Annotated in this window: 15 protein-coding genes and 2 pseudogenes; 5 read left to right on the top strand and 12 right to left on the bottom strand. The window is 61.9% G+C overall.

The window, feature by feature from the left end; translation table 11 throughout:
* The first annotated feature begins 442 nt into the window (after window positions 1-442).
* Entirely contained in the window at window positions 443-1057 is a 615-nt protein-coding gene (locus tag ACZXDY_RS23045) for a TetR/AcrR family transcriptional regulator (protein WP_464347086.1), read from the top strand.
* Window positions 1058-1146: 89 nt separating this feature from the next.
* Window positions 1147-2007, top strand: a complete 861-nt coding sequence (locus ACZXDY_RS23040; RefSeq protein WP_464347068.1) for a DMT family transporter — start codon at window positions 1147-1149, stop codon at window positions 2005-2007.
* Window positions 2008-4124: 2117 nt separating this feature from the next.
* Here the strand turns inward: ACZXDY_RS23040 and ACZXDY_RS23035 are convergent.
* The 7 genes from ACZXDY_RS23035 to ACZXDY_RS23005 all read right to left on the bottom strand — a co-directional run bounded on the left by ACZXDY_RS23035 (window position 4125) and on the right by ACZXDY_RS23005 (window position 10392).
* Window positions 4125-4838, bottom strand: a complete 714-nt coding sequence (locus tag ACZXDY_RS23035; RefSeq protein ID WP_464347067.1) for an ABC transporter ATP-binding protein — start codon at window positions 4836-4838, stop codon at window positions 4125-4127.
* Window positions 4831-5610 carry an ABC transporter ATP-binding protein gene (locus ACZXDY_RS23030; RefSeq protein WP_464347066.1) on the bottom strand — a complete coding sequence of 260 codons (780 nt, stop codon included), beginning with the start codon at window positions 5608-5610 and terminating at the stop codon, window positions 4831-4833. Before ACZXDY_RS23030 ends, ACZXDY_RS23035 begins: the two co-directional genes overlap by 8 nt.
* A complete protein-coding gene (locus ACZXDY_RS23025) occupies window positions 5603-6550 on the bottom strand; it encodes a branched-chain amino acid ABC transporter permease (protein ID WP_464347065.1) in 948 nt (315 codons plus the stop codon). The genes ACZXDY_RS23030 and ACZXDY_RS23025 overlap by 8 nt, the downstream gene beginning before the upstream one ends.
* Window positions 6547-7464 (bottom strand): branched-chain amino acid ABC transporter permease, encoded by a 918-nt coding sequence (locus ACZXDY_RS23020; RefSeq protein ID WP_028163427.1) that lies wholly within the window; start codon window positions 7462-7464, stop codon window positions 6547-6549. The genes ACZXDY_RS23025 and ACZXDY_RS23020 overlap by 4 nt, the downstream gene beginning before the upstream one ends.
* Window positions 7465-7688: 224 nt before the next feature.
* Entirely contained in the window at window positions 7689-8867 is a 1179-nt protein-coding gene (locus tag ACZXDY_RS23015) for an ABC transporter substrate-binding protein (RefSeq protein WP_464347064.1), read from the bottom strand.
* A gap of 295 nt (window positions 8868-9162) precedes the next feature.
* Window positions 9163-10050, bottom strand: coding sequence for an RNA polymerase sigma factor (locus ACZXDY_RS23010; protein WP_464347063.1), 888 nt, complete (start codon window positions 10048-10050; stop codon window positions 9163-9165).
* Window positions 10051-10059: 9 nt separating this feature from the next.
* On the bottom strand, window positions 10060-10392 hold the full coding sequence (locus ACZXDY_RS23005; protein WP_464347062.1) for a hypothetical protein: 333 nt from the start codon (window positions 10390-10392) through the stop codon (window positions 10060-10062).
* A 180-nt stretch (window positions 10393-10572) separates the two neighbouring features.
* Between ACZXDY_RS23005 and ACZXDY_RS23000 the strand changes: the two genes are divergently transcribed.
* The 3 genes from ACZXDY_RS23000 (at window position 10573) to ACZXDY_RS22990 (ending at window position 13949) form a co-directional block, all read left to right on the top strand.
* Window positions 10573-12036: a DHA2 family efflux MFS transporter permease subunit gene (locus ACZXDY_RS23000; RefSeq protein WP_464347061.1), complete on the top strand. Its 1464-nt coding sequence runs from the start codon at window positions 10573-10575 to the stop codon at window positions 12034-12036.
* Window positions 12037-12082: 46 nt separating this feature from the next.
* Window positions 12083-13357: an NAD(P)/FAD-dependent oxidoreductase gene (locus ACZXDY_RS22995; protein ID WP_464347060.1), complete on the top strand. Its 1275-nt coding sequence runs from the start codon at window positions 12083-12085 to the stop codon at window positions 13355-13357.
* A gap of 67 nt (window positions 13358-13424) precedes the next feature.
* A complete protein-coding gene (locus tag ACZXDY_RS22990; RefSeq protein ID WP_464347059.1) occupies window positions 13425-13949 on the top strand; it encodes a MarR family winged helix-turn-helix transcriptional regulator in 525 nt (174 codons plus the stop codon).
* Window positions 13950-14073: 124 nt separating this feature from the next.
* Here the strand turns inward: ACZXDY_RS22990 and ACZXDY_RS22985 are convergent, their stop codons facing one another.
* From ACZXDY_RS22985 to ACZXDY_RS22965, 5 genes and pseudogenes are all read right to left on the bottom strand, one after another.
* Window positions 14074-14637: a hypothetical protein gene (locus tag ACZXDY_RS22985; RefSeq protein WP_464347058.1), complete on the bottom strand. Its 564-nt coding sequence runs from the start codon at window positions 14635-14637 to the stop codon at window positions 14074-14076.
* 30 nt (window positions 14638-14667) lie between these two features.
* Window positions 14668-14886, bottom strand: a complete 219-nt coding sequence (locus tag ACZXDY_RS22980; protein WP_464347057.1) for a hypothetical protein — start codon at window positions 14884-14886, stop codon at window positions 14668-14670.
* Between the two features lie 10 nt (window positions 14887-14896).
* Complete coding sequence (locus tag ACZXDY_RS22975; RefSeq protein ID WP_464347056.1) at window positions 14897-15202, bottom strand: hypothetical protein; 306 nt, start codon at window positions 15200-15202, stop codon at window positions 14897-14899.
* Window positions 15203-15510: 308 nt separating this feature from the next.
* Window positions 15511-16462: pseudogene (locus tag ACZXDY_RS22970) on the bottom strand (IS1595 family transposase).
* Between the two features lie 76 nt (window positions 16463-16538).
* Window positions 16539-18402 (bottom strand): annotated as a pseudogene (locus tag ACZXDY_RS22965) (feruloyl-CoA synthase).
* Between the last annotated feature and the right edge of the window lie 207 nt (window positions 18403-18609).

Below are 18609 nucleotides of genomic sequence, written 5' to 3'. Positions count from 1 at the left end.
CGCGCGGAGTTAAATCACTGATTTGCCCGACGACGGAAGTGGAATATTTTTCCTGCGAGGGGTGGACCGGGCAAATCATATTGATTGGCTTAAAGAAAATCGCGCGAGCGATACGACGCCGTCATGCCCGGGCAAAAGCGAGGCGCGTCTTCGCGCAGATGTCCCGGGCATCCACGTCTTTCCACGCGCCTGAGAGAACGTGGATGGCCGGGTCAAGCCCGGCCATGACGGAGGAGAGGATTGCGCGATGTGTCCCCAGTCATTCCGGGGCGATGCGACAGCATCGAGAATCCATTTCACCACAGGCGCTTGCGGCCAAATGGATTCCGGGCCCGCGCGCTTCGCACGCATCCCGGAATGACGGCAGAGTTTGCTTACTCGGTCGAAAATCACCCAAAGCGGCCACTTGCGATTTATAGACCAATTGGTCTATATATTGGCAATGAGCCACCAGACCCCAGCACAGTTGCCCCGTGGCCGCCCCCGAAGTTTCGACATGGAAGCCGCTGTCGAACGCGCGATGGGTGTGTTCTGGTCGCGCGGCTATCACGCCACGGCGCTCCCTGACCTTCTTCGTGCGACAAAGCTCTCGCGTGGCAGCCTTTACGCGGCTTTCGGTGACAAGCACTCGCTCTTCTTGCGGGCGCTTGATCGCTACATTGCCGATGCTCTGACAAGGATGGATATCGAACTCGCCCCCCGCAGTGAGCCGGTCGACGGCCTGCGGGCCTACCTTGCCGGCTACGTTGACCGCACCAGCGGTGCCAATGGTCGGCGCGGATGCCTGCTGGTGGCCGCAGCCATGGAGCTGGCTGGCCAGGATTCTGAAGTTAGCCGTCGCATCGCGAGCTTTTTCAAAGCCATGGAGGCCAGGGTGGCGGATACGCTTTCTCGCGCGAAGGCGGCGGGCAAGTTGGCCGATGGTGTTGAGCCTTCAAGTGCCGCCCGAATTCTCGTCTGTTTCGTTGAGGGGCTGCGAGTGGTCGGCAAAACGGCACCGGCACGGATCACATCGCAAGCCACCGTTGACGCTCTTCTCGACCGCTTCATCAAGTAAACAACCCTTCGTCAGGTAATCGCCCCTTGGACGCCTCCGCTATTGGCGCACCGATATCTAGACTGATCGGTCTTGAAAGGAAGATGCCCATGTCTGCCATCCAGATCGTCTGCGCGGTGGTCGTTCCGTTGCTCTGGGGTTATCAGTTCGTGGCCATCAAGGTGGGCGTCACGGAGTTTCCGCCTCTCTTCTTCCTCGCACTGCGCTTCCTGGCCATCGCGCTGCTGCTGGTTCCGTTCGTCAAGAGGCCCACGCGGCAACAGCTCGGCCCGATCGCAGCTATTTCGATTTTCTTTGGTGGACTGAACTTCGGACTCTTCTATGTTGGCCTTGGGCTCGGCTCGGGAAGCATGTCGGCCGTCGCATATCAGCTCGCCACGCCCTTTACTGTGCTGTTAGCCTGGCCGCTGCTGGCGGAGAGGCCGTCTCTCACCACGTCCGCCGGAGTGGTGCTTGCATTCGTCGGCGTGGTCGTGTTGGCAGCGGAGCCTGGCCTGTCGGCAAATGCGCGTCCGCTGCTGCTTGTGGTCGGATCAGCCTTCGCATTCGCGGTGTCCAACGTCCTGACGAAACGCTACGGCCCTTTTGATCCCCTGGCGTTGATGGGGTGGTCGTCGCTGCTCACGGTGCCGCAGGTCATGTTGATGTCGCTGCTCCTTGAGTATGGACAACTGGCGAGCCTTGTCACAGCGGATCACCGTGGTTGGCTGGCACTCGCCTACACAATTTTCATCGGAGGAATTGTTGGGTTTGGCCTTTGGTTCTGGCTGATCGCCCGCTGCTCCATGGGCCGCGTCGCACCCTTCGGTCTGCTGCTTCCGGTGTTCGCCTTGATTTCGAGCGTGTTATTCCTTGGCGACCGCATGACCCCAAAGTTGATTGTCGGTGGGCTGCTCGCGATCTCTGGCGTCGCCATGACACAAATAAGACCGAGCGCTCGACCGATTTGAACCCGGAAGTCGCGTCGTGGCGACTTCCGGGTTTGTGAAGGGTTTCGGATGCCGGTCGCATGATTGACGGCGCGGCATATTCGGCGGCCGGCGTCCGAAACCCTTCACAGAAGGCGACCTTAAACTCGCAACCAGCGAGAGGCTGATCGCGGCTTGGCAGAGTCCTTGGTGGGACTTAGCACAAGCGGCACGCCCCCCAGGATGCGCAGCAACCCGCGCAACCACCAACCCCCCAGCCACCATACCCCCAGCCACCGAACCCGATGTCGTCATCGAACCCGATGTCGTCATAGAATCCGACGCTGAACCCGCAGCCGCCGCAACCGCAACCACGGAAGCCAAGGCAACCACGGAAGCCACCGCAACCTCGGACGCCAACAAACCTGGCACCACCGCAACCTCGGCCGCCAACAAATCCGCCACCACCGCAACCTCGGACGCCAACAAACCCGCCACCACCGCAACCTCGGCCGCCAACAAATCCGCCACCACCGCAACCTCCGCCGCCGACAAATCCGGCACCACCGCAACCTCGGCCACCGCCAAACCCGCCACCACCGCAACCTCGGCCGCCGCCGCAACCGCCGCCACCATGGCCGCACCCGCAACCGCCGCAGCCGCGCGCCAGCTGCACGCCGCGACCAAAGTTTTCTCTATCGAAGAGATGGAACGTGGCCAGACTGACGTCGGCCATTTCCTCCTCGCCGAGAAAGAAGCGCTGATTTGGCGAGGTATTGTAAGGCTGCGGGACACCGGCAGCGGGCATCGTGGATGCGGATGCACTACCCGCCAGCGAAAGACCCAGTCCGACGGCACCCAGCACCTTCACGGTGGCGCCTTTGGTTGCGCGTTTCTGCTTCGAAGCCTGCTTGACCCTTGGCATGGTCGCACCCTCCGTAAGTTCTCGTGAAACGCTCGGGAAGACTGCGCTCGGCGAAACCGGCGCGCAAGGGCTACTTGTGCCATAACATGCGAAACATCTCATCGAGTTCCATTCATCTTCATGAACGGAGATCGACACATAACCGCTTTTGGTTGAGCAGAACCGCGCCATCTGCGTACACGCAGCAGCATGGACCTGCATGTCGGATTCTGGCCCGTTGCGTCATTTACTGCCGCGCGGCAATTCCGTCTCTTTGGGCGCGAAGCGGATATCGACTTCAGTGGATCGCACAAGCGGCGTAGGCGACGGAGCTCTTCTTCGGGCCCAATCGCCGCGCCAAGCCGTGCCTCAAATCCCGAGATAGAGGCATGGATTGCTTCGCTTCGCTCGCAATGACGGCGGAGTTTGCGGCGAGCGCCGGCGCAAGGCGGTCGGCCTCACCGGCTGCCAGTGCGATCCAGACCGGTGGGCGTTGATATCGACCAAATCGAGCTGTCGATCATCTGCACAGCTTCGTCATCGTTCGCCCTCATCCCGCTTTGGCGGCCAAGCGGACATCCGGCCGGCATCTGCTGAACTTGGAGGGCCTACCTGACCCTCAGTGTCTCAAATGCGATTTCCCGATTGCTGCTTACTCACTCTCGTCCTTCACCAACGGTCCTAAGAGACCAATTGACATAAAAAAATAGATAACAACGGGCGACATTATCGACCTCAGAAGCGACTGGTGGGAAAAACTGCTGACTGGGTAATAGCGGACAAGGACGAAGCAAGCTACGCCCAACAGTAACGAACCTACAAACGGCCATGGCGATCTCCGAAACAGGGTATTACTCATACGGAAATTGCGTAAGAATATCGCCATGAATACCAAGGCAGCAGCTCCTGACAGGAGCAGATTGAACGACTTCAAGAAAACGAAAACGCATTCGTAGCGAGGCAGAGAGCTTCTGACGGCATTTAGCTCGTCGTTCAGTGAAGGCCACACATGAGACGAATAACCCGCCAGCCCGCAGCCTAGCTGAGAATCTGTGCCGAAACCGAAACCGACCACTACCGAGAAGTACGACGCGAGCAGCAACCATACGGCTGCCATGCATAATTTTCGTCCTGCTTCCATGGATAGCATGCGAGATGACCTTTATTCTTCGGCGGGTCGAACAAGCAGGCTACGCGGTGCAGCTGGTCTGGAGCGACACCTTCTTCGAGCCGACATCGCGGCGCCTAGCGTATCTCAAATGCCCAAATACCGGTGCTGCAGATCGGGCTCGGCGACCAGTTGCTCCGATGTGCCGCTCCACACGGTCCGGCCACGCTCGATGATGTAATGGCGGTCGGCGATGCGGGCGAGGTTTCCGACGTTCTTGTCGATCACCAGCACGGACTGGCCGCGTCCTTTCAGCATCGACAGGCAGCTCCAGATCTCGTCGCGGATCAGCGGGGCGAGGCCTTCGGTGGCCTCGTCCAGGATCAGGAGTTTCGGATTGGTCATCAGGGCACGGCCGATCGCGAGCATCTGCTGCTCGCCGCCGGAGAGCGTGACGCCCATGTTGCTGCCGCGTTCGGCGAGCCGCGGAAACAGCGCGTGGATCTTCTCCAGCGTCCAGGGATCGGAGCTGCCCTGCCGATTGCCCGAGGCGGCGACCAGGTTTTCGCGCACCGTCAGGTTCGGAAAGATCTGCCGGCCCTCGGGTACCAGGCCGATGCCGAGTTTCGCAATCTTGTAGGAGGGCAGGCCACGCACCTGTTGCCCGGCGAAGCGGATCGCGCCTGATCGCGCCGGGGTCAATCCCATGATGGAGCGGATCGTGGTGGTCTTGCCCATGCCGTTGCGGCCCATCAGCGCGACCATCTCGCCGCTCTTGATCGACAGCGACAGGCCGAACAGCACCTGGCTGAGGCCGTAGCAGGTCTCGATCCCCTCCACTTCAAGCAACGTGTCAGCCAATTGGGTCTCCCTGACGGGTCACCGCATGCTGCTCGCCGAGATAGGCCCGCTTCACCTCTTCGTGCCGGCGGATCGCATCCGGCGTATCGCAGGCGATAACGCGGCCATAGACCAGGACCGTGATGCGGTCGGCGAGTGCGAACACCGCTTCCATGTCGTGCTCGACCAGCACGATGGTGAATTCCTTGCGCAGCTCCTTCAGCAGTCCGACCATCCGCGCGGACTCGGTGACGCCGAGGCCTGCCATCGGCTCATCCAGCAGCAGGAGCTGCGGCTTGGTTGCGAGCGCCACCGCGAGTTCGACCTCACGCTGCTCGCCATGGCTGAGCTCGGAGACCAGGACATCGGCGCGCGATCCGAGGCCGACGCGTTCCAGCGCCGCACGCGCGGTATCGCGCAGGTGCCTCTCCTTGCGCGCGTTGCCCCAGAAGCGGAAGGAGTGGCCGTCATGCGCCTGCGCCGCGAGCGCGACATTGTCGATCGCGGTGAAATCCTTGAGCAGCGAGGTGATCTGGAACGAGCGCGCCAGCCCGAGCCGGCTGCGCCGATAGGACGGCAGCCGCGTGACGTCGCGACCGGCAAAATGGATGGTGCCGGAATTCGGCATCAATTGCCCGGTCAACTGGCTGATCAGCGTGGTCTTGCCGGCGCCGTTGGGGCCGATGATCGCGTGCAACTCGCCGCGCGGCACCTCGAGCGACAGATTGTCGGTGGCGAGGATGCCGCCGAAACGGCGCACCAGATTGTCGACGCGAAGCAGGGGATCAGCCACGACGCACCCTCCCGAGCAGGCCCATGATGCCACCACGCGCGAACAGCACGATCAAGACCAATAGCGGGCCCATGATCAGCGCCCAATATTCGGTGAACTGCGACAGCAATTCTTCCAGCACGAGGAAGACGATCGCGCCGATCAACGGGCCGAACAGCCAGCCCATGCCGCCGAGGATCACCATCACCATGAGTTCGCCGGAGCGGGTCCAGTACATCACGGCCGGGCTGACGAAATCCGTATTGTTGGCGAGCAGTGCGCCGGCAAGGCCACAGATCGTGCCCGCGATGACGAAGCAGGTCAGCCGGTAGCGATAGGCCGGGAAGCCGATCGCCTGCATGCGCTGCTCGTTGGAGCGCACGCCCTGCACCACCAGGCCGAACCGCGAATTGACGATGCGCCAGATCAGGTAGATGCCGCCGAACAAGCAGGCGAGGCAGAGATAGTAGAACTGCGTGCGGTCCGAGAGGTTGATCAGCCCGTCGAAGGTGCTGCGCTTGTAGATGGTCAGGCCGTCGTCACCGCCATAGCGCGACAGCGCGGAGGCGACGTAATAGGCCATCTGCGCGAAGGCGAGCGTGATCATGATGAAATAGACGCCGCGGGTGCGCAGGGAGAGCGAGCCGATCACCAGCGCAAACAAAGCGGAGACGGCGAGCGCCACAGGCCACTGGATGAAGCCGGAGCCGATGCCCTCGGCGGCCAGGATGCCGACCGCATAGCCGCCGATGCCGAGATAGGCAGCGTGGCCGAAACTCATCATGCCGCCATAACCCATCATCAGGTTCAGGCTCGAAGCCGCCAGCGCAAAGATGATGATGCGCGTGAACAGCGTCAGGATGAAAATGTTGCCTGTAACAGCCGAATAGATCGGCAGCAGGACAAGCGCGGCGCAAACCACCGCCACGAGGACGTTGCTGGCGTTGAGCTTGAACTTCATCGCTTGGCGGCCGGAAACAGCCCCTCCGGCCGCACCACTAGCACGATCGCCATCAACAAATAGATCAGCATCGAAGACAAAGCGGGTGCGGCGGTCGAGGCAGCGGCGCCGCTCAGCACCTTGCGCAGGAGATCCGGCAGGAAGGCGCGGCCGAGCGTGTCGATCAGGCCGACGAAGATCGCGGCGAGGAAGGCGCCGCGGATCGAGCCGATGCCGCCGATCACGATGATGACGAAGGCGAGGATCAGGATGTTCTCGCCCATGCCGATCTGCACGGTCAGGATCGGCGCCTGCATCAAGCCGGCAAGGCCCGCGAGCGCGGCGCCAAGGCCGAACACCAGCGTGAACAGCAGCTTGATGTTGATGCCGAGCGCACCGGCCATCTCGCGGTTGGAGGCGCCGGCGCGGATCAGCATGCCGATGCGGGTGCGCATCACCACGAGATAGAGCAGCGCGGCGACCAGCAGCGCGACAATGATGATCGAGAGCCGGTAGGCCGGATAGTACACGCCGGGCAGCAGCTGGACCGGGGTGGTCAGCCATGTCGGCAGCGGCAGCGCAAGGCCCGCCGGCCCCCAGATCAGCCGCACCATGTCATTGAAGAACAGGATCAGGCCGAAGGTCGCCAGCACCTGGTCGAGATGGTCGCGGCCATAGAGATGCCTGAGCGCCACGAATTCGAGGGCGATGCCGAGCAGAAGCGTAGCGGCGAGCGCGAGGATCGCGCCAAGCACGAAGCTGCCGGTCCAGCCGACAAAGGTCGCGGCGAAATAGGCGCCCATCATGTAGAGCGAACCATGCGCCAGGTTCACGAAATCCATGATGCCGAACACCAGCGTGAGCCCGGCCGCCAGCAGGAACAAGAGCAGGCCGAACTGCAATCCGTTCAGAAGTTGTTCGATCAGAAGAAACATCGGGAGCTTAAGTCAGCCTCACAAACAAAACAGCGGCAGCGCGCATGCGCCGCCGCCTTCTCCCTCGCCCCGCCCTTGCGGGGTCGAGACGAGTGAAAGCTCGCTCTGAGAGCGTTGGCGTGAGGGGCTGCCTCCACGAACACCGCGCTCGCGGAGAGGCCCCCTCACCCGGATCGCAAGAGCGATCCGACCTCTCCCCGCAAGCGGGGCGAGGTGACTTACAATTACTTCATCGGACACTTGTCGTGAAACCGGTCCTGGTCGTTCTCGACGATGGTTGCGACGGTCTTCAGCGATAGCTGACCGTCCGCGTCCTTGACCACGTCCTGCAGGTAGAAATTCTGGATCGGGATGTGGTTGTTGCCGTATTTGAACGGACCACGCAGCGACTTGAAGTTCGCCTTCTCCATCTCCGCCTTCATTGCGTCCTTTTTGGTCAAATCGCTCTTCACCGCGACCACCGCGCTGTTGATGAGCTGGGCGGCGTCATAGGCCTGCGCGCCGTAATAGGTTGGGCGCAGGTTCGCGTATTTCTTGCGGTAATCGGCGACGAAACGCTTGTTCTCTTCATTCGGCAAATCGTTCACCCATTCCTGGGCCCCGGGAATGCCGAGCGCGTTCTCCTTTTGCAGCGGCAACGACAATTCGTCGATGGTGAAGGCGGTGTAGAGCGGGATCTGCTGCTTGATGCCAGCCTGCACATACTGGTTCAGGAACTGCACGCCAGCCGCGCCCGGATAGAACACGAAGATCGACTCGGCCTTCGAGTTGCGCGCCTTGGTCAGCTCGGCGGAGAAATCGAGCTGGCTCGGCCACACCGTATATTCCTCGCCGACCACTTCGCCCTTGAAGGTGCTCTTGACGCCCGCAAGCATGTCCTTGCCGGCGGCATAGTTCGGCCCGATCAGGAACACCGATTTCACGCCCTTTTGGTTCATGTAGAGGCCCATGGCGGCGGGCGTCTGGTCGTTCTGCCAGGAGGTCGAGAAGACGTAAGGGGAGCAAAGCTCGCCGGCGAGCTGCGACGGGCCGGCATTGGCCGAGATCAGGAAGGTCTTGCTGTCGACGGCGGTCTTCAGCGAGGCTAGGAGCACGTTCGACCAGATGTAGCCGACGATGAAGTCAACCTTGTCGGACTGCACCAGTTTCTCGGTCTTCTGCTTGCCGATGTCGGGCTTCTGCTGGTCGTCCTCGTAGATCACCTCGACCGGCTTGCCGTCCATCTTGCGGCCGAGATGGTCGAGCGCCAGCTCGAACGAGTTCCGCATATCGTTGCCGATGACGGCGGTCGGACCGCTGAAAGTCGAGACAAAGCCGATCTTGATGGTGTCAGCCGCCAATGCGGGCTGCGCCAGCGCCAGCGCCAGCGCGGTGACGCCCGCCAGCCAAAATGACGTTTTCATGTTCACTCCCCTCCTCCTCAACCATTCCAACCGACCCGCCAGGCGGGTGAACCGTCCGGCAGCGTTGTCCGTGCCCCCGTCACTCCCTTTTTAGGTGACGTATTTTGTGCGCGGAATCCTGACCGGGCAGCAAGCGCGAACCGAAGGCGGCGTTTAGAACCTTCGGCGCATGCTTGCGCCTGATCTGCACCATAATTCGTAAAATGCGAGGCTGGCAAGAATTATAGTGCCGGTTGCGCGGGCAACCATTGTCGCAGTTTTTGGAGCTGTTGCCGGCCGCCTTTGCGGCGCTCCACTACACGAGATATTCCGCGTCCTCGATGACGTAGGACGCGTGGCGGAAATCCCGGATGCTCGCGACCCTGTCGGCCTGCCAGTCCAGCAGCACGAAATATTTCGGCCGCGTCGCGGCGGGCGCCGTGGGGTCGAACACCAGAATCGCGGGACGGCCTTCCACAAGCCCCGGCACCAGATGCCAGTCGCTGGCCTTGGCATAATTGCCGAAATAGCGCGAAACTTCGGCCTTGCCATTGAGCCGGGTCCTGCTGACGAGATCAAGCTTGATGTCGTCGGCGATCATGGTGCGGATGGCGTCGAAATCGCGGGCGTTGAAATGGGTGACATAGGCGGAAAGACGGGCCCGGTCGGCGTCCGTCAGCTTCGGCCGCGGCGCGTCGTCGCCTTCTTGCGCGAGCTCGCGCAGCCGGGACCGGCCACGATGCAAGGTGGCCTTTGCCGCGACCAGGCTCAGGTCCATGATCTCGCAGACTTCCGCCAGCGAATAGCCGAGCACGTCCATCAGGATCACGCTGCTGCGCTGCGCCACCGGCAAGCGCATGAAGGTGCGCAGGCTGGCGGCTGCGATCTCGCGGCGGGCGATGTCGTCGAACTCGTCGGCCATCATATCGACCTCCTCCGCCGATCGGAGCGCGTCCTGCCGATGGCGGCGGCGCAGGAAATCGAGCGCGGCGTTGTGCGCTATCCTGAACAGCCAGCCTTGCGGGTTTTGAACCTCGCCGACGGAAGGAAACGCTTCCACCGCCTTGATCAGCGCATCCTGCAACACGTCCTCGCCGTCGATCACCGAACCGACCATGCGGGAGCAATAGCGGTGCAGCCGGGGCCGCAGCACGACCAGGAGATTGTCGAGACCAGCCGCCGAGGCATCGGACACTGGCGCCATCCTCCCTGCTCAGGACTCATTCCCTATTCGGTCCGGATCATGCTCCAGCATACGGTAGTTCCCGACCACCCTGGCGCTGCGAACCAGCGGCGGCTCGGCGCAGCGGTCGCGAATGCCGCTCTGGAACGCCTTGAACGCGGCCAATTGCGGCAACGGGCTGGAGCCGTCGTCGGATGCGGTCTCCACGACATGGATGAACGTGTCGTCCTCCAGCCGCAGCGTTAGATAACGCACCCCATCGGGCTTTGCCGCCTTCAGTTCCGCAAACACCTCCGCAACCAGTTCGGCGTTCGTATCGGCCATTTCGGGCTTCGTTTTGTACCTGATCAGCCTGGTCGTCATCGTCCTCTCCCTGGTTCGCGCCGCGATGCGGAGGCTATCGCGCACCCCAAGGACGTTTGACGACGGCCAAAGGATACGATCCCAGGAAGAATTTTTCCGGCCGCATCCTTTGCCCCTCCCGGCTCGTCTTGCCCGCGGAACACGCCGCCACGGGGCAGCGCGACACATGGAGGACAGATAATGAATGACCCCACCAATCGGGCCGAACAACGCTGGGTGCTCGGCATCACCTCACTGGCATCCTTTATGATGGCGCTCGACGCCCTGGTCATCACGACCGGATTTGCGACCATCCGCGCCGACTTCGGCAGCCCGGTCGAGACGCTGCAGTGGACAGTCAACGCCTTCAATCTCACCTTCGGGGTACTGCTGCTTACCGGGGCCGCGCTCGGCGACCGTTTTGGACGGCGGCGGATGTTTGTAAGTGGAATCGCCGTTTTTGTGCTGGCATCCGCCGCCTGCGCTCTGTCGAACGGACCCGTATCACTGATCGCCGCCCGCGCGCTGCAAGGTGCCGGCGCCGCCCTTGTCATGCCGCTTGCAATGGCAATACTCAGCAGCACGTTCGCTCGTGAGGAGCGCGCCCGCGCGCTCGGCATCTTCGCCAGCATCACCGGCTGCGCGCTGATCATTGGGCCCACGATCGGCGGCTTCATCACCGAAAGTTTCGGATGGCGTTGGATCTTCTGGATCAACCTGCCGATCGGTGCGATCGCCATCGCGCTGGTGCTGACGCGGCTGCGCGAAAGCTTCGGTCCGGCCGCAGCGCTTGACATCCCCGGCTTGCTGCTGGTCGCCATTGCCGCATTTGCGCTGGTCTGGGCGCTGTTGCGCGGCAATGCGATCGGTTGGACGAGCCCCGAGGTGGCGGGCACGCTTATCGCCGGCGTTTTGTTCTCGGTCGCTTTCGTGCTGTGGGAATCGCGCGCGGCTGCACCGATGGTGCCGATGCGGCTCTTCACGTCGAAATCGTTCGCCGCGGGCATATGCGCGAGCTTCCTGTTCTACGCCGCTATGTACGGGGTGCTGTTCCTGCTGCCGCAATTCCTACAGATCGGGCTCGGCTTCAGCCCGTTCGGCACCGGGCTGCGGCTATTGCCATGGACAGCAACATTGTTCGTGACGGCACCGGTTGCGGGCGCGATGGTCAGCCAATTCGGTGAACGGCCGCTGGTGGTAGCGGGATTGCTGATGCAAGCGATCGGTCTTGGCTGGATCGCCATGGTTACGGCGCCCGGCCTCCCTTATTCCGCCCTCGTTGCTCCGCTGGTGCTGTCCGGCGTCGGAGTATCGATGTCGATGCCGGCCGCCCAGAACGCGATCCTTGGCTCAGTGGCGGTGCCCGAGATTGGCAAGGCGTCGGGTATCTTTAACATGGGCCGCTTTCTCGGCGGCATGTTCGGCATCGCCGCAATGGTCACGACCTTTTCCGCTGCGGGCGCGGCCGACAGCGCTGTGCACTTCAACAAGGGGTTTGCAGCGGCGATGATGTCGGCGGCAGCGCTCTCGCTGGCCGGCGCATTGGTTGGCCTGATGCTTCCAGCGCAGTCGCCGATCACGGCCACGGCACCACGGAAGCCTAAGCCATACGTTTTCGCTATCGTGCGATTAGAAAGAAGCGCCTTGGAACGCCTGGGTGGATGAATACATAATAGGAGGGAAGATACCGAGAACCCTGGGGCCATATTCGATGACGACGCCGCCGAAAGATCCGCATCACGTGGTGATTGTCGGCGCCGGATTTGGCGGCCTGGAGGCGACCTTTGGGCTCGCGGGCGCGCCGGTGAAGATTACCTTGATCGATCGCCGCAACCATCATCTGTTCCAACCGCTGCTCTACCAGGTCGCAACCGCTTCGCTGGCGACCTCCGAAATCGCCTGGCCGATCCGCTACCTCCTGCGCGACCGCCGCGAGGTGACGACGCTGTTCGCTAACGTCAACAGCATCGACACCGAAGGCAAGCGTGTCGTGCTCGATGACGGCGACAGCGTCCCCTATGACACGCTGATCCTGGCGACCGGCGCACGCCACGACTATTTCGGTCACGACGAATGGGAGCCGTTCGCACCGGGCCTGAAAACGCTCGAGGATGCCACCACGCTCCGGCGCCGCATCCTGGTCGCCTTCGAGCGCGCCGAGCGCGAGACCGATCCGGCGCGGCGCGCGGCGCTACTCACCTTCGTCATCGTCGGCGCCGGACCGACCGGCGTCGAAATGGCCGGCACCATCGCCGACCTCGCACGCGACACGCTGGCGCCCGACTTCCGCAACATCGACACCCACAAGACCCGCGTCGTGCTGATCGAGGCGGGCCCGCGGGTGCTCGCGGGCTTTCCCGACGATCTCTCGACCTACGCACAGCGTTCGCTGGAAAAGCTCGGCGTCGAGGTGATGCTGGGCGCGCCGGTCACCGAATGCGATGCCGACGGCGTGGTTTATGGCGGCAAGAGGCTGGAGGCGCGGACCATCATCTGGGCCGCCGGCGTCCGCGCCTCGCGGGCCGCCGAATGGCTGAACGCCCCCGCCGACCGCGCCTACCGGCTGCAGGTCAATCCCGACCTCACCGTCCCCGGCCATCCCGACATCTTTGCGATCGGCGACACCATCACGATCGCCGGCCCCGACGGCAAGCCGGTGCCCGGCATCGCGCCGGCCGCGAAGCAGGAAGGGCGTTATGTCGCATCGCTGATCAGGGCGCGGCTCGAGGGCCGCACGCTGCCGCCATTCCGCTACAAGCACCAGGGCAGCCTCGCCCAGATCGGCAAGCGGCTCGCCGTGATCGATTTCGGCTGGCTCAAGCTGCGCGGCGCCATCGCCTGGTGGATCTGGGGCATCGCCCACATCTACTTCCTGATCGGTATCCGACACCGCCTCAGCGTCGCGCTGAGCTGGCTCTGGATTCACGCCCGCGACCAGCGCGCGGCCCGGCTGATCACGCAAGGCAGCAGCAAGGTGGCGCGATAACTTTAACCAAAAAGAACCGCTGGAACGTCCTTATTGCGGGCAGCGACCCCGCAGCGATGATTGAAATATGAGCACTCAAACCTCCCCCAGGAAGCCGCGCCGGCCGAGAGCCGCGCAAGCTGCTTCTGTCAATTCCGGCCCGACACTCGACCTCGATCGCTACGTGCCGGGCTTCGTCACCTTCATTGCCAACAAGCTCTCCAACAGCGCCACCACGCTCTACCAGCGTCATTTCGGCGTCAATGTCACGGAGTGGCGGATCATGTCGCAGCTCGCGATCGAGCCGGGCATCCCCGCCTCCCGCATCTGCCACATCATCGGCTTCGACAAGGGACCGGTGAGCCGGACGCTGGCGCTGTTGCAGAAGCGCGGGCTGGTCGCGATCCGCGCCAATCCGAACGACGGCCGCAGCCATTCGATCACGCTGACGGCCAGAGGCCGCGCGATCCATGACAAGGTCATCGTTGCCGCGCTCGATCGCGAGCGTCGGCTGTTGTCCTGCCTGCGCAAGGACGAGCGGGAGGTGCTGATCGATCTGTTGCGGCGGTTGCACAACAATCTCAGCGCGGTGACCCGCCAGACCGGCTCCTGACTCTTAATGGGTTGTTCTACCGGCGCCCCGCAAGGGGATGGTGCGCCCGAAGTACCCACTAAAATGGTCCGAGCAGCGAAGAAGGCGCTGCTTGCTCACTGCTGGGATGATGGCGTCTTGAGCCTCACGATAGGCCTCGATCAGGCAGTGGAGGAAGCTGTAGATGCTGCAATTGCAGCGCGTCTTTCAGGCGATAGACCAGCGTAGTCGCACGGCATCCCAGTTCCATGCAGCGATCGATCTGACCACAGATTTGGTTGATCGTGTCTTTGGACAATTCTTTCGCTTTTGCCTGGATCACATCGTCATTGGTCGGGTGGATTTGCCAGTTCTCCACACTCGACATCATGCCTTCGTCGTCAGTGTGGTAGACTGAGTGACAGTAGTAGTTGCGGTGCGCGGTGATTGGTCTGAAATCCACGATGCATTTTTGGATTTCTTCCACCAGTTTTGCATCAAGTTGGCGTTCCCATCGGACCAGATGGGTTATCATCTCCATTCTTCGTCTGGTGCTTTGTACGGACGCCCATAAGATGTCAGCATTGCCGTTAGGGCGACCGGCAAGGCAGAAAAAGATCGCATAGAAAACGCTTTCGCAGTTTGCCCACTCGACAACTAGTTTCCCGATGCAGATCAGCATCTGTTCCGGTAAGTTCAGTCCCTTTGGGATATCTGCATAGGTTGACATGGCTAGAGCCCCTGAAGAGGAAATCGAGTTTCACGCCGACGCCATGCAGCGCTTTGAGCGCGCCGTGAAGGTAGTAGCGAAAAGCCCGCCGCAGCATCGGGTGGCGAAGAAGAGAGCGATTACGAAGAAAGCGAAGAAGAAGCCCGACAAGTGAGCCGGGATTCTCGATAGCGAGAGCACAATGCGAAAGATCAGGTTGCGGCTTTTGATCGCCTTTGCCCGTCTTCTCAGGTGCCAGTTGACGTTCATCAACACTCTTTCAACGTTTATCCATCAAACGCTTCAGAGTCTGCGGCTCGCGAACGTTACCCTTAGGGGCATACGCTTTTTGGCTGAGGTTGATGACCGTCAATAGGTCTTTGGATGGTGCAAAATCTGAATTTGCCTCGATCCAGTCAGCGATCTTCGCAGAGGTGGTTGGGTTCTCGAAAAGAAAAAACGAGGTTGGCTCGTCCCAATACTCGTCGCCGTGACAGCAACTCTTAATCGCCTCAACCGTTGAGTTGTAGCGATCGTCGTAACCGCTATCACGATGGATGCGGAACGTTAGGGCGAAGATGGCCATTCTGGCCCCTTTCAAAGGCGGGGCCACTATTGACTGTCAGCGAATCCGGACTCATTGTCCGGCTATTGGTGTCGCCAATGCCCGCTAGCAGCCCCTAAGCTGTTGGTGCGGGTTCGGAGGGCCGCCCCGGCAAGGGCGGCCTTTCTCTCCGAATCGGTTCCATTATAAACCGATTCGCTTTTGGGTAGCGCCCGTTCCGCATTCGTACTGGTTATTCACAACCACAGCGCTATTTCGTTCGCCAGTATTTGACGAATCGAGGCTTTGGCTTGAGCGGCTTGCGCTTCCTGCGCAGGAAGCGCTCGGCCTTATGCCGGAAGTCCTTTTTGGTTAGGCCGTCGATAGGTCAGGCGCTTGCCAACAATGCCCTTGAGTTCGTTGGCGCGTTCCTTGTCGTCAATGCCTAAGGTGGTGCGGTTGTTGTGGCGCAAATCAAATTCAGCCAGATAGCGATGCAAATGCTTCTCGCCGCAATGTTGGGAGGTGCCGAGCATACCGCGCTTGAATACGCTGAAATAGCTTTCGACGGTGTTGGTGGTGATAACCGCTTCACGGCGCACGTATTCGTCCTCTTGATGGTTGACCGTAGCGTAGCGTGAGAATCCTGCGCCCAGCTTTCTTATAGATCTTCGCCTGATCGGTCATCAGGTGCGCTTCTTTCGAGACGTTGGCGCGAACGATAGGCGCGACCTCATCTACGGTCGGGGTCGAAACATGGAAACTGCGGACTTGCCCCGGTCTCACGATCAAGCAGCGAAAGCACGGTGTTCTTATGAGCCGCGCCAGCGCGTTTCTTGGCCACGCCTTTCGAGCGACCAATATAAGTTTCGTCGGCTTCTACAGCGCCGCCATTCTCGCCCGTCGGGGCAGCAAGCCACCAACACGCATTGCTTCGCGCAAACGAAGCATCAAAAACCACGTCGATTTGTAGCTGATGCCAAGCATACGATGAACCTAATGAGCGCTAATGCCCTTCTTGGAAGCGATCATCAAGAACAGCGCAGCAAGCCACTTGGTCAGTGGGATTCTGGAGCGCTCAAATACAGTATTCACGGTGACGGTGAATTGCTGGCGGCATTCCGGCTCGTTGCACTGGTACACGCCGGGACGGTGCGCCTTGCCTTCCAGCTTCGTGATCTTGTCCTGATCCGCGTTGCCGCAATGCGGGCAAACTCGGCCGTTCGCCCAGACGCGACCTTCAAGCCACTCGCGGGCTTTGGTTTCGTCTTGGAAGATCGGGTTCTTAAGAAGGTCGGTCATAGGGTTGCTCCGACGTTGGAACCCCACCTATGGTCGCTTGCTTTGTCAGAGTTATAATATGCCTCTGTGCCCCGCGTCAGCCGGCGCAGGCGATCCATTCACGCGAAGCATCATCGTCCAGTACCGCTACCGCGCCGGCGCGGCGCGTCAGCACCGCGCGCTGGTTGATGTAGCCCTTGTCGGTGATCTCGCCGCCGTCGACGGAGGCGGGCTCCGCAAGCAACAGCGCGCGCGTGGCATGGCCGGAGGAGTTGCCGCTCTGCGCCTTCAGTCTTGCAAGACCCTGCCCGATCGCGCCGCGGATCATTTCATGGCCGATCACATCGGAAACATCGGCGCTGTCAGGCAACCCGGCCCGCGCGCGGCAGGCGGCGATATTGGGGAAGACCAGGAAGTGAACCTCGTCGCCGCCATGACCGGTGACGACGATGTCCTGCGCGAGCGGCGCCAGTGCGGCGATGCCGGCGACGCGCAGCGTGCCGACGCTGACCCAGGTGCCGGAATTGAGCTTGAAATCCTCGGCAACGCGGCCGTCGAAGAACAGCCCGCGCTCAGGCTTTTCCGGATCGGCAAACTTCACCGCATCGCCGATCCGGTAAAAGCCCTCCTCGTCGAACGCCTGCGCGGTCAGCTCCGGCGCCTTCCAGTAGCCCGGCGTGACATTGGGGCCGCGCACGCGCACCTCGAGCTTGTCGCCGGAGGCGACGAGCTTCAATTCGGTGCCCGGGACCGGCACGCCGATATTGCCGGAACGCTCCGCCAGGAAATGGCAGTCGGTCGCGAGCGGCGACGTCTCGGTCGAGCCCCAGGCTGACACCATCGGAAGCCGACGGCCGACCGTCTTCATGGACAATTCTTCCAGCGCGTCCCAGAGATTTTGCGGCAGCGCCGCGCCGGCATAGAAGGCGAACTTCACCTCGCCGAAGAATTTCCGCCGCAACGCGTCATCGCCCTGAAGCGCCGCGATCAGCATGTCGAAACCGCGCGGCACGTTGAAATAGACCGTCGGCACCACGCTGCGCAGATTGGCGAGCGACGTCGCGAACAGGCCGGGCGCCGGCTTGCCGCCGTCGATATAAAGCGTGCCGCCGTTGCACAGCACCAGGTTGAAATTGTGGTTGGCGCCGAAGGTATGGCTCCAGGGCAGCCAGTCCAGGATCACGAGATCGTCGCTGTCAGCATCGAGGAAGGTCCAGGTCTGGGCCTTTGCCTGCTGGCTCGAGGTCAGCATGCGCTGGGTGTTGATCACGGCCTTCGGCGCGCCCGTCGACCCCGAGGTGAACAGGAATTTTGCAATGGTGTCCGGCGTCACCGCAGCGAAGGCTTTTTCCACGTCCGCGGTCTCCGGCGTAGCCGCGATGGCACTGAACGAAATGGCGTCGCTGTCGTCGGCATTACCGCTGATGATGCTCGCGGTATGCAGCGGCTTGACCGCGGCAAGCGCCGGCCGCGAACGGCCTGGTGGCGGAAACATAGATCGCGCCGGGCTCGAGCAGCCGGACCATGTGCTTCAGCTTGTCGAAATCTTTCGACATCAGCGAATAGGCCGGCGAGATCGCCGCCGAGGGCACGCCGACATGCTGGGCGGCCAGCGCGAGCAGCGCATGATCGATGCTGTTATCAGAGAGGATCATCACCGGACGTTCGACGCCGAGACCCTGCGCAAGGATCCAGGAGGCAAGCGAACGCACCTGCCGCAGGGCATCGGCATAGCTGATGGTGGTCCAGGGCGCCTCGACATCGGCGCGCCCGGCGAGGAAGACCCGGTCCGGCGTCAGCCTCGCCCAATGCTCCAGCCAGTCGCCGACGCAGCGCGCGCCTTCGCGCAGGGGCACGGTCGATCTCAAGATGATGCTGCCGTCGTTCCGCCGATCGGCAACGATCGCGGGCACGGCAAACAGCATTTCGGGATCATCGCGGCGGGCGACGGCTAAGGTCATTGGGGCTTCCTCACACGCCCTCTTTGCTGGGGCTGGCTCTGCTCTACGCGACTATCCCGCGATCAGGCAATGTCGCCGCACGCCGCGGATAGAGGATCGCAAAGCTTGCGGTACTGCGCCCAAAAATTGGGCAGAGCATCGCAACCGGTCGTCGTTGCGCGCTTTTGCCAGTTCTCCGCGGGGGACTTAAGTCACGGAGATTACAGC

The sequence above is a fragment of the Bradyrhizobium sp. LeoB3 genome (genome assembly GCF_055456055.1).
The sequence above is the reverse complement of the archived record's forward strand: the minus strand, read 5'-3'. Positions and strand labels throughout refer to the sequence as shown.

Coding starts and splice junctions, on each gene's coding strand:
- ACZXDY_RS22975 (WP_464347056.1), bottom strand. CDS start 15,202: ATGGCCATCTTCGCCCTAACGTTCCGCATCCATCGTGATAGCGGTTAC.
- ACZXDY_RS23025 (WP_464347065.1), bottom strand. CDS start 6,550: ATGAAGTTCAAGCTCAACGCCAGCAACGTCCTCGTGGCGGTGGTTTGC.
- ACZXDY_RS23020 (WP_028163427.1), bottom strand. CDS start 7,464: ATGTTTCTTCTGATCGAACAACTTCTGAACGGATTGCAGTTCGGCCTG.
- ACZXDY_RS23000 (WP_464347061.1), top strand. CDS start 10,573: ATGAATGACCCCACCAATCGGGCCGAACAACGCTGGGTGCTCGGCATC.
- ACZXDY_RS22990 (WP_464347059.1), top strand. CDS start 13,425: ATGAGCACTCAAACCTCCCCCAGGAAGCCGCGCCGGCCGAGAGCCGCG.
- ACZXDY_RS23015 (WP_464347064.1), bottom strand. CDS start 8,867: ATGAAAACGTCATTTTGGCTGGCGGGCGTCACCGCGCTGGCGCTGGCG.
- ACZXDY_RS23045 (WP_464347086.1), top strand. CDS start 443: ATGAGCCACCAGACCCCAGCACAGTTGCCCCGTGGCCGCCCCCGAAGT.
- ACZXDY_RS22980 (WP_464347057.1), bottom strand. CDS start 14,886: ATGAACGTCAACTGGCACCTGAGAAGACGGGCAAAGGCGATCAAAAGC.
- ACZXDY_RS23040 (WP_464347068.1), top strand. CDS start 1,147: ATGTCTGCCATCCAGATCGTCTGCGCGGTGGTCGTTCCGTTGCTCTGG.
- ACZXDY_RS23005 (WP_464347062.1), bottom strand. CDS start 10,392: ATGACGACCAGGCTGATCAGGTACAAAACGAAGCCCGAAATGGCCGAT.
- ACZXDY_RS23010 (WP_464347063.1), bottom strand. CDS start 10,050: ATGGCGCCAGTGTCCGATGCCTCGGCGGCTGGTCTCGACAATCTCCTG.
- ACZXDY_RS22995 (WP_464347060.1), top strand. CDS start 12,083: ATGACGACGCCGCCGAAAGATCCGCATCACGTGGTGATTGTCGGCGCC.
- ACZXDY_RS22985 (WP_464347058.1), bottom strand. CDS start 14,637: ATGTCAACCTATGCAGATATCCCAAAGGGACTGAACTTACCGGAACAG.